Below are 13,928 nucleotides of genomic sequence, written 5' to 3' on the forward strand. Positions count from 1 at the left end.
ATAATACAACACATGAGGAGATGAAACCATGACACTTGAACAACAGTTTTTATCTACAGCAGGTCGTATAAATCGTAAAATATTTGTACAATATGTTTTTGCATTTATTTTGCTTTGTATATTGCTTGCTATTCCTACGATTTTATTAAACTTTACTAGAAGTGGTTTTATTGTGGAAATCATCTCCAGTATAACTTTTATAATAATAGAATTAGCCATGCTTCCAGGTATTTTTTTAAGTGTTAAACGGTTGCATGATTTAAATAAATCGGCTCTTTTTGTCATATATTATATTTTGCCACTTATAAATATTGCTTTACTGCTTTATTTAATCTTTTTTAAAGGTAGTGCAGGTGATAATAAATATGGTGCAAGTCCGCTTGATGATGATTACGATGAGAATTTTAGTGAAAATCCTCTACCTAAAAGTTTAGATATGATGGATATTCTTGAACAAAAATTTTTCTCGACTGTAGGGAGAGTTAATCGCAAACCTTTAATACTGTATTTAATATTTTTAATCGTATGCGGTATTATTGGATTTTCAATTTATTATGTATTTTTCATGGTAAATCCAGCCGCTTTATATATGGATATAGTTTCTAGCGGTGAAATCTTGTTGATGTATTATTTGTTTACTGCGTATATTTTTATCACTATGCCTTTGCGATTTTTACTCATACGTCGTTTACACGATTTAAATTTATCTGGTTGGTGGAGTATACTCGGCATTATTTTGCCATATGGCTATATCGTATTGACAATTATACTAATATTTATAAAAGGCTCAATTAAAGAAAATAAGTACGGCAAAAGCCCTTTAGTTAGAGATAATTAAAGAAAAAACTTGCTTTTAAAGTTAACCAAAGTTAGCCCAAAGCAAGTTTTTTTATTTTATTACATATTATGAATGAAGCGAGAAATAGGTTTATATACAAACCAAGTTATAATGGCATTTACACCTGCTTTAATTAAATTAAATGGAATGATTGCAGGTAATAAAAGTTCAACAACTTTTCCCATCGGTGCGCCTAAGAAAAGCGGTGTAAATATCAAATTGCAAATTACCATTACCACAGTCATTGTCAAAGCACCGCAAATAAGCGAGATAAGTGCTGCCATTTTTGTTCTAGTTCGTTGATAAATCATACCTGCAACAAACACGAAACTGCCAGTTGCAAGGATATGCATTAAAACACCGATTGGACCACCATCACCGCTGATGAAAAGTCCCTGTATAACTGATACAAGAACGGTTAAAATAAGACCACCGCTAGTGCCGAATAAAAAAGTACCAATCAATATCGGAATATCTGCTGGGTCATATTTCATAAAAGGAACGGCTGGCAAAATAGGAAAATTAATCAATAAGATTAACACTAAAGATAATGCGGTAAGCATTCCCATGCCAGTTAAAGTACGTGTTTTATTTGTTAACATTTAAAATCTCCTAACATAAAATGATAAAATCAATTTATATTTTATACAATAATTATCACTTATTCATAAATAATAAAATTTTTATCATAAAGCTTTATAAAATATATAATAATATATTTTGTCTTGTATTGGCAACATTAAGCGATTTGAACTTCTATTTTCATTAAATAATCATTGAAATCTGCTTCAGATAAATAATTTAGTAAATCTTCTTCATATATATTGCCGATGACTTTATAGCCACTTTGAGTAAGTTCATCAATAAAAATCATGTATTTTTCGATTAAATCGCTATATGAACCATAAACGTATTTGACTGCATATTTTCCCGCTGGCTTTGTATGCAGTTGTTTGCTATTTACTTTTTTATCTATCTTTGTACTATAAAAAGTTGTTTTAAAAGTTTTATTATCGATATTTTCTTTACTGATAATTTCTCCAATCATAAATGTATACGAATAATTGTGTTTTACACAGTAGTTTATATGGTTGAAGATAGCTTCACAAACTAATTTTTCTGTATATTTTTCTTCACCTGGTGTAACGATAAAATATTCTTCTTCTCTATTGACGAAAGATATTTTATCCGTTTCTACATCAAAAGCATTTTGTGTGATATTTATGGTGTTTTTTAGTAAACTGCGCAATCGTTTTAATCGCTCAATCTCTTCGCGCATTTTCTTATCTTTTTCTTTGAGCATATTTAGAAAAATAGTGGTATTTCTTTTATCCATATAATTTTTTATTTCTATTAAATTCATGCCAACTTCTTTTAAAAGCGATATCATATCAAATAAATAAGCTTGATTGACAGAATAATATCTATAGCCATTTTCGCCAACCTTGGCTGGCTTTAATAAACCGATAGTATCGTAATGAAATAATGTATCTTTTGTTGTATTGCACAGTTTGGCAAATTCTCCTGTTTTAAAATACGTTTGCGACATGGTATTTATCCTTTCTGTACATTTTTTGTTAAACCCTAAAAAATGGAAGTTACAATATAACTTCCATGAATTTTTATCACTAATAAAGCATTATACCATATATTTTTATTTGCTCCTATTTAATAAAATTTTAATAAAATGAACGTTATTTTTTACAAATAAGTCTTATAAAAAAAGGATATGCAAAGTTGTAGCTCTACATATCCTTTATTATATTTAATTATTATTTATTTCTTTCTGCTACAATTTTTTCGCTGATTTTAGCTGGAACTTCTTCATAATGAGAGAAGGTCATTGTGTAGCTACCGCGTCCCTGTGTTGCAGAACGAAGGTCTGTAGCATATTTATAAAGTTCAGCTTGTGGTACTTGTGCTTCAATGATACATACAGAATGGGAAGGACTTTCTGTGCTCAAAATACGGCCACGTTTTGTATTGATACCACTGATTACATCGCCCATGTAGTATTCTGGAATAGTAATTTTCAAATTGCAATATGGTTCTAAAAGTACAGGTTTTGCTTCTGGAACACCTTTTTTAATTGCAATAGCTGCTGCTGTTTTAAATGCCATTTCAGAAGAGTCTACTGTATGATAAGAACCATCATATAAATTTACTTTGATATCCACCATTGGATAGCCAGCTAAAATACCATTTTGCAATGTTTCGCGCACGCCTTTTTCTACAGCTGGAATGTATTGACGTGGTACAGCACCGCCTACGATAGTTTCTGTAAATGTAACGCCACTGCCCTGTTCACCAGGTGAGAATTCAAGCCATACATCGCCATATTGACCGTGACCACCACTTTGTTTTTTGTGTTTACCTTCAACTTTGCTAGTGCCACGAATTGTTTCGCGATAAGCGATTTCTGGTTTATAAAGTTTAGCAGTTACGCCGAATTTATTTAAAAGTTTTTCTAATGCGATATCCAAATGAGCTTCGCCAACGCCGCTGATTAATAAATCGCCAGTTTCTGTATTTTTTTCTAATTTCAATGTAGGGTCTTCATCAATCAAACGATTTAATGCGTTACCGATTTTATCTTCATCAGTTTTCTTATCAGCTTTGATTGCCATTGTAAACATAGAATCAGCAAATTCAACTGGTTCATAGCGAATAGGGCTTTGAGCATCGCAAAGAGTGTCGCCTGTTTTTGTGGATTGTAATTTAGTTACAATCACGATATCGCCAGCATGAGCGATTTTTTGTGCTTGCTGATTTTTACCACAAGCAGTATAGAAATTAGCTACGCGTTCAGTTTTATCGCATACGCTATTGTATACCATGGCATTTTCTTGCAATGTTCCAGATAAAACTTTCAAATAGCTTATACGACCGATAAATTGGTCAACTACTGTTTTAAATACATAACCAGAGAATGCATCTTCTGTATTGCGTTCGATGAGTTCATTTGTTTTTGGATTTACGCCCATAGAAGAACGGAAATATGGAGTAGGCATATATTCAACAATACTGTTCATGAGTTGTCTAAAGCCGATACCTTTTGCAGCACTACCGCAAAGTACAGGGAAAATACGTGCATTTACGATACCTTCAATCAATGCTGCAGCAACTTCTGTTTCAGTTATTTCTTCGCCTTCTAAATATTTTTCCAAAAGTTCATCATTGAATTCCGCACAAGTTTCCATGAGCATATGGCGAGCTTCATCGACTTCTTCTTCCATATATTCTGGAATTTCATAAATCAAATCTTTATTTTTAATTAAAACTTTTGTATTCATTGTGATGAGGTCTGCTACACCTTGGAAGCTGTCTTCACTACCGATTGGAAGCTGAATAGGTACAACGCCTTTACCGTATTTAGCGCGAAGTTCTTCTACAACTTTATTGAAATCAGCATGTTCTCTATCCATTTTATTGATAAAAATTGCACGAGGAAGAGAAAGTTCTTCTGCATATTGCCATGCTTTATCAGTTTCAACTTCTACACCAGAAACAGCAGATACTACTACAATAGCAGCTTCACAAGCCATTAAAGCGGATTTTACCTCTCCTGTAAAATCAGGATATCCAGGAGTATCCAACAAGTTTATTTTATAACCCTGCCATTGGCAAGAGGCAAGTGAAGTGTCAATCGTCATTTTGCGTTTGATTTCTTCTGGTTCATAATCGAGGACAGATGTTCCGTCTTCTGATTTACCAACACGATTAACAGTGCCACTTTTAAATAAACAGTTTTCTGCAATCAATGTTTTTCCAGATTTTCCGTGTCCTACTAAAGCTAAGTTTCTCAATTGAATACTATTAAATTCTGTCATATAAAAATCCCTCCTGGATATAAAATCTTTTTCAATTTATCTATATTTATAAATATTCTCTGAAAATTGCTAATTACCTTTAATTTGTTAAAAATATTTTTAAAATATCTGTTTTTATGGTAATAAAAAAGCTTCATGAAAGAGTAATTTTACTTTTCATGAAGCTTGATATTCATTAAAATAACGAATTTTATCTATGAGCTAATAATGTTTGTTTTAAGCGGTCTTCAATTTGAACGAGTTCAGCTTCAGCAGCTTTGCGTTTTTGGCGTCCTTCTTGCTGAATTTTAATCGTTTCTTCAATAGTGCTGATTAAATCATCATTGACTTTTTTTACTGTTTCAATATCAACGATGCCACGTTCTGTTTCGCGAGCCGTTTCAAGTGTGCTTTGTTTGAGCATTTCTGCATTGCGACGCAAAAGTTCATTTGTTGTGTTGGTGATTTCACGTTGCATTTGCAAAACTTTTTGTTGGCGGGATAAACCAAGCGCTATGACAATCTGACTTTTCCAAAGTGGAATTGTGTTAAAGATAGCACTTTGCACTTTATCCACAAGTACTTTATCATTATTTTGAATTAGACGAATTTGAGGAGCTGTTTGAATGGCAATTGTTTTGCTGAGTTTTAAGTCATGGACTTTCTTTTCAAAGCGACTTACAGCATTTTCAAAATCGCTGACGAGTTGTACTGCCATTTGATTTTGTAAATTAGCGGCTTCTTGGCGCAATCTAGGAATTGTCTGTGTTTGCAATTCTTGAATTTTTTCTTCGCCAGCTCTTATATACAGCTGTAATTCTTTAAAGTATTCTACGTTTTTATCGTACATGGTATCAAACATAACGATGTCTTTGAGCATTACCATGCGTGCTTTATCCAATTCAGCTTGAATTTTATCCACTTGAACGGATAATTTATCGTATTCAGCCATCATATTTTGAGCTTTACCGACGAGTGAGCCGAGAATTGGTATTTTTTTAATAAAGCTACCATTACTGCTACCATCAACTTCAAAACCTTTTACTTTCACTACGAGATTGCTGAGCAATTCGCCTACGTAGCCACTATCTTTGCTGCGAATGTTATTTAAAATTGTATCTGAGAATTCAGCGATATTTCTTTGAGCGTTGACACCGTATTGGACAGAAGCCTGTGAATCAGTTAAATCAATGGCGTTTTTTATTTCATCAATACGTTTACGGTCTTCTGGTGAAATGAGTTCTGTTTGTTGTGTAACTTTAGCTATTTCTTTGCTCGGTTCTACAGTTTGAATTTGTGTCTGTGTTTGGGCATTGAATTCTCGTTCTTTTGCTTTTAATAAATCATCTAAACTAATATCTGCCATAAAAATCAACCCCTATTTATCATTTTGAAATATATTTGTCAAAAAATTCATCTTGACTCATGAAAATATAACGAACACCTTCTACAAGACCGACAATAAAAGGAATGCCTGTCCAGCAGAATAGTAAATATAAAACACCCCAGAAAGTTTTGCCTAAATAAAATTTATGAGCACCAAAACTACCAAAGAAAATTCCTAGTGCGCCAGCAGTAAGTTTGCGCTTTAAAATGGAAGTGTTACTACTTTCAAATAATGCTTGAGGAACATTAGACATATGTTTTTTCATTTGGTTAAAGCCCATATTATGACGTCCTTTGCGTTTTCCACAGAATGAATCAAGATTATCTATAGATGGAATGTCTTGAGAATTTTTTGGTGTTGTTTTTTCTGTAGTATAACCATCAGCCTTTATGGATTGCTCCATGACTTTTAATTCAGCATCCATATTCAATAATTGTTCATTAATGATTTTTTCAAATTGTTCAGTGTAAGCATTGTTGAGGCCATATAATGTTTCTTTTGTACGTTCTTTAATTTCACGTACATTATCTGTTGTGAGCTGAGTGTTTTCAATTTCGATATATTTTTCCAAAAGTCCAGCAGCCGAGTCTTGATAATAATCAATAAAACGTCTAGCTGTAGGAATTTTTTCTGGATGTTTTTGCAAATAAGTTAAAATATTCCATGCTGTTTTTTGCATATTTTGGATTAATCGTTTAAGTTCAGTATCTTTGATATATTTAGTTGAACTTTTAATATAATTATAATCCTCAAGAGCGTTTTCAAAACTTTCTTCAAGCATTTTATTATTATCATTGTCATCTAAATCCAACTTTAATTTTTTATCTTTAGGCTTAAATATAGCGTAAGAAACGACTCCAGCACCAAAAGCTATAGCGATAAGTGGCAAAAAATCATTTAAAATATTTAAGCCAGTTAAAAATCCAGCAAATGCCGCAACGAAGAAAAGCACAATTATTATTGATATAAAAGTAAACATGATAAAAATTCTCCTTCATTAATATATATGTTAAATTCTAAATACTTATGGAAAAATCCTGCTTATATAATTTTACTTATACGCCTATTATACAAAACCCTTAATATGCTTTTCTACGTTTAACGCAAAATATAATCTAAACTTAATCTAATTTTAATGAGATTATAACAAAACTATATAAAAAAATAGAAGTACAATACTTATAAAAATAAATATTATACTTCCAGTAGTTTTTTTGTATAAATAATAGTTGTTATTGTTAATAATATGATAATAAAAAATGCCATATAAAGTATTCATAAAATCCAATAAAATTATTAGATTTTTTTCTTTATATCTATTTTATAACCGATACTATCTAATATATCTACTAAGGTATTAAACTTAATATTATTACTATTTATCATTTTGTTAAACACAGATTCTAACATTTTTTTATTATATTTTTCATTATACGTTGCTAGTATTTTTCTACGTGTAATACCATCTTGGTAACATATATCCATTATAACTTTCCTAATATCTGTTACATTTTCCATTATAACACCTCGTATTTTTTATATATAATTTGTTAATATAACAATTATATATAAATGGCTAGAAAAATTCAAAAACAACTCTTGCTAAGGTTAATTTTGTTTATATTATATACTACATTGCTTTAATTATGGATTTAAATACAACTCTTGTTAAAGTTAATCGTGAGCAGTCCAGTAGTTTTTTAATTCTTGAGTTAATTCAAATACAACTCTTGTTAAAGTTAATCGCGAACTTGGATAGTATCTATCTATCTTTTGCACTATATTCAAATACAACTCTTGTTAAGGTTAATCGGTGTTTATCGTTTCAATCCTTATTTGTTCGGAAAAATTCAAATACAACTCTTGTTAAGGTTAATCGTTGTATCAGTCAAAGAAATTAACATCTTGATGACATTCAAATACAACTCTTGTTAAGGTTAATCTTGGATGTTGCATAATTTATATTATTAATTCCCCATATTCAAATACAACTCTTGTTAAGGTTAATCAGGTTTCTAAATCTTCGGCAGCACAATTTTTAACAGATTCAAATACAACTCTTGTTAAGGTTAATCGCTTCGTTAACTTCTGCTTGTGTTGGCGTTTTTTGTATTCAAATACAACTCTTGTTAAGGTTAATCAAGAAAATCTTGTCGACCCTAACCTTGCTAAATACAATTCAAATACAACTCTTGTTAAGGTTAATCTTTATGGTTATGGTTCTAGCAGCACATTCAAGAAAAATTCAAATACAACTCTTGTTAAGGTTAATCAAATTTTGCAATGATTTATAAATTAGATTTAAACAAATTCAAATACAACTCTTGTTAAGGTTAATCCATGGTCTATGAATTTTTCTGAGTCTTTCCATTTCCATTCAAATACAACTCTTGTTAAGGTTAATCTAATCTACAGACAAACACCACTAACACAAGAAATAGATTCAAATACAACTCTTGTTAAGGTTAATCAATAAAAATGGATAATGAGTGGATAGAGAATTTGTAATTCAAATACAACTCTTGTTAAGGTTAATCACTAGCAAGTGTATTTGCACGATTAAGCAAAAATGAATTCAAATACAACTCTTGTTAAGGTTAATCAGAGGCAATTATTACTTATTATACTGCTGCTGATGAATTCAAATACAACTCTTGTTAAGGTTAATCTAATCAAGAAGATGTTAATATTGATAATGAGCCTCCATTCAAATACAACTCTTGTTAAGGTTAATCCCACCAGCTACAGAACGCAATTTCTTTATTTTAGGATTCAAATACAACTCTTGTTAAGGTTAATCAAATTCTAATAATAACGCTCTATCAATGTTTGCCTGATTCAAATACAACTCTTGTTAAGGTTAATCTCATATAGTTCTTCATTCTTATAAATCTTATCCAGATTCAAATACAACTCTTGTTAAGGTTAATCAAACTACCACCTACATTACCTATTACAGGAACAGCATTCAAATACAACTCTTGTTAAGGTTAATCTTTTTTCTTTTTCAGACGCAAACCAACAGCGAGATTAATTCAAATACAACTCTTGTTAAGGTTAATCTGATAGTATAGCTGCATAATGGGTGGTAATTATTAATTCAAATACAACTCTTGTTAAGGTTAATCAAACGCTGAAAAGGCTTCTACGGCTACAGAATTAATATTCAAATACAACTCTTGTTAAGGTTAATCCCATGTAAATATTGGATTTCTTTTTTCTAGTATATCCTAAAAAGCCTTATTTATCAATGTTTTTATCTATTTTTACCAAGTGATTGGTTATCTTTTCATATTTATTAAAAAAAAGCGATAAACGCCTATAACTAAAGGGTTTTAGCATAAGAGGTTTATTTTATGGCTGGTAAAATGCATAAAAAAAGAGCCTTTAAAGGCTCTTTTAGTTTATCGTTTTCAAGCTATATAAGATTGAAATATATTATTGCTAGTCATAATACGATTGATATAAGAATCAGTGAAGCGAACTTCGATTTCGCGGGTGATATCGATATTTACATCTTTAGTTTGATGGTATAAAGCGATTTTATTCATATCTGTATCAGCGGAAATTTCTTCGCCTTGTGCATTATAAAAATTGATTTTACCACCGTTAAAAATGATGATGTAATCAGTTTGTATATCACGGGATAAGCATTGTAATTCATCAGCAGAAAAATTATTGTTTAATAAGTTTGTATTATAAATTAAGAAAAGATTGTCGTTATATTTATATTTTGTCATTATAGTAGGCATTGTGCGTTCCTCCATAATAAAAAGTTTTTATTTCAATTTGATTATTTGCTTTCCAGAAATTGATTATATTATAATCTATGGATTTGAAAAAAACTTTGCTAAAATGATGAAAAATATTGCAAAAAATGCTCTGTTATGATGATTTTATAATAAATAGATATTAACGATTAAATAATTTTCCTAAAAGGCTTTGTTCTTTAAAGTTGATACCAAAGAAATTGATAGCACTATCTAAGCGCATGATGATTTTATCGCCAACGACATCAGCTTCTAGTTCTGGAGGTAAGGACTCTACAATTTTCATTGGAGTCATTTTTCCTACAGTGGAAGAGCTTTTATCTTCAAAAATCAATTGATTATTTTTCTTGTTGATTTCAAAGAAATCGCGGTTTAAGCGGTATTGACGCTGGAAGAATTTTATCATGATTTCATTAACAGCTTTGCTATCGAAGTAATCTTTCATTGTCAACGGGCGCATATAAGATGGAATATCCAATCTGCAATCTTTGAATATGGACAAAATAACTTCTGAACTAGTGTTGTATAAATCAGTGGTGCTAGAACCGATATCGGTTATTTCGCTCAAATATTCATTAATATGAGGCATTATGCGGCGAAGATATTCACTGTAAAAAGCATTGCGCATCTTTTTGATTATTTCAGAGCATGGGCTTTTTTGCTGGCGAGTGAATTCATTGTTCCAGCTAGCATTTACATGGAATATAACCATACGTTTTGTCAATTCATTTTTTAAGCTATTTAAATCTTTATTAGCTGTGAGCAACATAGCTGGATAATAATTTAAGTTTTCAGGTTTGTTTTCGCGAATGACGCGTTCTTCTTGTTTAATGATATTACCGCTATTGTTCGTGAATTGAGTTTGCGTTATATCATCGATTAAAATTGGCAATCCCTTTATATCGGATAATAATGCGTCTGTGCGCGTTTTTGTGAAGTTACTTTGTCCAAATGCTTTATATAAAGATGAATCAGTCATCATTTTTATTAAAAGTGAAGCGTAAATTGTTTTGCCTGCGTTGGATTGACCGCATAAAAGCGCAACTATTGGATAAGTGAATACTTCATCTGTAACAGTGGCTTCGCGAATGGTAGTGCGAATGCGCGCTAAAAATGGGGATAAGAAGCACCATGACATCAATTTAAAGTATTCAAATTTGAGTGGCTGAACATTTTTACTTGGTACAGCAGTGTCAAAGCCTTCCATGTATTTGAGATAAAGTTCGGCATCTTGTTTAATATCAGCGCGAAGGGGGTGCAAATTGTATTCGCGGTCATTGTAAAAAGCGCGCTCTTTATCTGGTTCAATGACGAGTTGTGGCATGAATTTTTCAAATTTAGCACGGCGCGCTGCCATATTATCCAGTGTTTTTGTCTTAATCGTATCAATTTTATCAAAGGTTATGCGAGATTGTCCTTTGCGGTCAGCTTTTGGCAATTCTACGAAGTCTTTAGCTAAGCGGTCAATATCTGCCATGTATTCAGTCATTTTTACGATAGTGGATTTAGGGGCAGATTGATAAATATGTTCACTATCCGCTTCAGCTTTGTGTAAAATAGGCAGATTTTCCAAAATTTGCTTATCTTCAAAAGTTGTTTGCGCTGCTGTTTTGTCTAAGATATAGCTATGTTCATTTTTAAATTGTTCAAATAAATCAATGTAATAAGTATAAGCAACTTCATCATCAAAGCAAATAATAGAAGCGTTTTTGTCGCAGTTAGATGGTAATTGGTCAAAATTGCTAGAGCCTAAAATTACACGCGTTTTGCCTTCTTTATTTTTTAAGCAAAATAATTTTTCTGGATAAAGCGGTGCATCAGCTAAGAAAAATTTTAAACTATCATCATTTATGCGCTGAGCGAGTTGTTCATAATGTTCATTTTTATATAGTTCGTATAAAGCATCGCGTTGCATGGCAAAAGTCGTATCCAAGCGAGTCGGAATAATCGAAGGGTTGCCGAATATTATTTCTATTTTAGTGAAAAACTGCATGATTTCTGCTAAAAAATCAAGATTAGTGATGAAGTTGATAGCGTAAAGTTCATCATAACCTTCAAATAAATCAAGATAAGAGATATTAGTTGGGGCTGTAAAATTAGCTGTTATGACATTTACTGTATGTTGTTTAGTTTTGCGGTGAGCCATAAAAGTGCCTCCTTGTTGTCGTTAATTTATAAATATATGGGAAAATGATTTCAATAATAAAAAAACCTTATTATATAAGGCTTTGTAGACGATATTATTTTAACATAACACCGCTTAAAATACAAAGATAAGCATATTTTAAATAAATTTTGCGTTATAATATATACATTGTACTGATTATTGACTTAATTAAATAATATGAGGAGATGTAGAATTTGAAAGCTGGAGAAGCTACACTACAAAAGATTTTAAATACGTCCCGTCAATTTATTATACCGATTTTTCAACGCAATTTCAGTTGGGAGAAAAAGCAATTTAAGCAGTTATGGACTGATATACAACGTGCGAGCAAATTTACAAGAGAACGGACACATTTTATCGGTTCGATTGTATATATAGATATGGGAACGCCTGCTGGAAGACCGCAACAATTAATGTTGATTGATGGGCAGCAGCGCCTTACAACATTATCATTGCTCTTATGTGCTTTAAAGAGATATGTTCAAAAAAATGATGTAGAAACGAATTTGATAAAAACGAAAAAGATAGACAATCAATTCTTGCTCAATAGCGATGAAATGGGCGATGATAAATATAAATTGCTATTGAATGCACAAGATAGAGAAACGTATATAAAATTATTAGAGCAGACAGAATTTACAGTGAATACGCCATCAAAAAGAATAATGAATTGCTATGAGTATTTTTATCAGCAAATAGAAAAATGTGCTGATGATTTAAATAGCATTTTTCTGGGAATTTTAAATTTGAGTTTAGTAGCGATTTCACTTGATAAAGATAAGGATAATCCACAGCTCATTTTTGAAAGCATGAATTCCACTGGGAAAGATTTAGCTCAATCGGATTTATTGCGCAATTATTTATTGATGGATTTATCCACAAGGGAACAAAATAGACTTTATACGACATATTGGAAGCCGATGGAAGACGCTTTTGGTCAATATGCTTATCTGGAAAAATTTGATTATTTTATCCGTGATTTTTTGACGATAAAACAGAATAACGGTCATATTTGTAAAGTAAATGATGTATATGAACAATTCAAGCGCTATTATATAGAGCAGAATTTGACGAAAGAGGATATTTTAAAGGAAATTTTCATCTATGCTAAATATTATGCTGCTATAGAATTGGATAGAGAAAAAGATAAAGATTTGCGCATGTACTGGCGACAAATTAGAATGATAGATTGCCATGTAGCGTATCCATTTTTCTTGCAATTATACCATGATTATGAACAAAAAAATTTAGCTAAAGAAGATTTTATTTTAATCATAAAAACGACGATTAGTTATATTGTGCGGCGTGCCATATGCGAAATTCCAACAAATTCATTGAATAAAACTTTCGCTGTTTTTTACAACAAAATCAATAAACAAGATTATGTAAATAGCGTATTGAAAGAATATATTCTAAAGACTGCATACAGAGCTTTTCCAACAGATTATGAAGTGCGAGAAAAATTGCAAACAAAGGATATCTATCATTTTAGATTAAAAAATTATCTTTTGGAAATGCTCGAAAATTATTATCATAAAGAACCGATTGATATTGTGCGGGACAATTACACCATTGAACACATAATGCCTCAATCGCCAGAACTCAATACGACTTGGCAAAAAATGCTTGGTGAAAATTGGCGAGAAGTACAAAAGATTTATTTGCATACTTTGGGCAATCTCACGCTTACAGGTTACAATAGTGAAATGGGCAATAAGTCTTTTGAAGAAAAATTAAATGGTGAAAATGGTTTTAAACACAGTCATTTAAAATTAAATCAATATGTTGCAAGTTGTGAAGCTTGGAACAAGAAGAGCATTCAACAACGAACAAGTTTATTGACAGATTTAATACTTAAAATCTGGTCGTATCCCGTTTTTAAAAACAAATGAATATAAAATAAAAAGAACAGATTAAAATGAACTGCACCCCAAAAGTTGGACAAAAAAACAACTTT

At 31.2% G+C, this 13,928-nt stretch carries 10 protein-coding genes and 1 CRISPR repeat array; of the genes, 2 read left to right on the forward strand and 8 right to left on the reverse strand.

Features of this window, described 5'->3' with window-relative positions:
- The first annotated feature begins 28 nt into the window (after window positions 1-28).
- The gene (locus CKV65_RS03430) at window positions 29-838 is read left to right on the forward strand and encodes a DUF805 domain-containing protein (RefSeq protein ID WP_027890912.1); all 810 of its coding nucleotides are present in this window, start codon (window positions 29-31) and stop codon (window positions 836-838) included.
- Between the two features lie 59 nt (window positions 839-897).
- Here the strand turns inward: CKV65_RS03430 and CKV65_RS03435 are convergent, their stop codons facing one another.
- The 8 genes from CKV65_RS03435 to CKV65_RS03470 form a co-directional block, all read right to left on the reverse strand.
- On the reverse strand, window positions 898-1,440 hold the full coding sequence (locus CKV65_RS03435; protein WP_027890913.1) for an ECF transporter S component: 543 nt from the start codon (window positions 1,438-1,440) through the stop codon (window positions 898-900).
- A gap of 137 nt (window positions 1,441-1,577) precedes the next feature.
- Window positions 1,578-2,387: a MerR family transcriptional regulator gene (locus tag CKV65_RS03440; RefSeq protein WP_027890914.1), complete on the reverse strand. Its 810-nt coding sequence runs from the start codon at window positions 2,385-2,387 to the stop codon at window positions 1,578-1,580.
- 223 nt (window positions 2,388-2,610) lie between these two features.
- Entirely contained in the window at window positions 2,611-4,668 is a 2,058-nt protein-coding gene (fusA, locus tag CKV65_RS03445) for an elongation factor G (protein WP_027890915.1), read from the reverse strand.
- A gap of 190 nt (window positions 4,669-4,858) precedes the next feature.
- Window positions 4,859-6,013 carry a toxic anion resistance protein gene (locus CKV65_RS03450; RefSeq protein WP_027890916.1) on the reverse strand — a complete coding sequence of 385 codons (1,155 nt, stop codon included), beginning with the start codon at window positions 6,011-6,013 and terminating at the stop codon, window positions 4,859-4,861.
- Window positions 6,014-6,032: 19 nt separating this feature from the next.
- Window positions 6,033-7,013, reverse strand: a complete 981-nt coding sequence (locus CKV65_RS03455; RefSeq protein WP_027890917.1) for a 5-bromo-4-chloroindolyl phosphate hydrolysis family protein — start codon at window positions 7,011-7,013, stop codon at window positions 6,033-6,035.
- 317 nt (window positions 7,014-7,330) lie between these two features.
- Entirely contained in the window at window positions 7,331-7,552 is a 222-nt protein-coding gene (locus CKV65_RS03460) for a hypothetical protein (protein ID WP_027890918.1), read from the reverse strand.
- A 66-nt stretch (window positions 7,553-7,618) separates the two neighbouring features.
- A CRISPR array of direct repeats spans window positions 7,619-9,228; the repeat unit is 30 nt; unit sequence ATTCAAATACAACTCTTGTTAAGGTTAATC.
- A gap of 219 nt (window positions 9,229-9,447) precedes the next feature.
- Window positions 9,448-9,786: a hypothetical protein gene (locus CKV65_RS03465; RefSeq protein ID WP_027890919.1), complete on the reverse strand. Its 339-nt coding sequence runs from the start codon at window positions 9,784-9,786 to the stop codon at window positions 9,448-9,450.
- Between the two features lie 160 nt (window positions 9,787-9,946).
- The gene (locus CKV65_RS03470; protein WP_027890920.1) at window positions 9,947-11,950 is read right to left on the reverse strand and encodes a phospholipase D-like domain-containing protein; all 2,004 of its coding nucleotides are present in this window, start codon (window positions 11,948-11,950) and stop codon (window positions 9,947-9,949) included.
- Between the two features lie 215 nt (window positions 11,951-12,165).
- Here CKV65_RS03470 and CKV65_RS03475 point away from each other — a divergent pair, with 215 nt between their 5' ends.
- Window positions 12,166-13,863 carry a DUF262 domain-containing protein gene (locus tag CKV65_RS03475; RefSeq protein WP_036255025.1) on the forward strand — a complete coding sequence of 566 codons (1,698 nt, stop codon included), beginning with the start codon at window positions 12,166-12,168 and terminating at the stop codon, window positions 13,861-13,863.
- Window positions 13,864-13,928: the final 65 nt, after the last annotated feature.

Source organism: Megamonas hypermegale (assembly GCF_900187035.1).
Lineage (GTDB): Bacteria > Bacillota > Negativicutes > Selenomonadales > Selenomonadaceae > Megamonas > Megamonas hypermegale.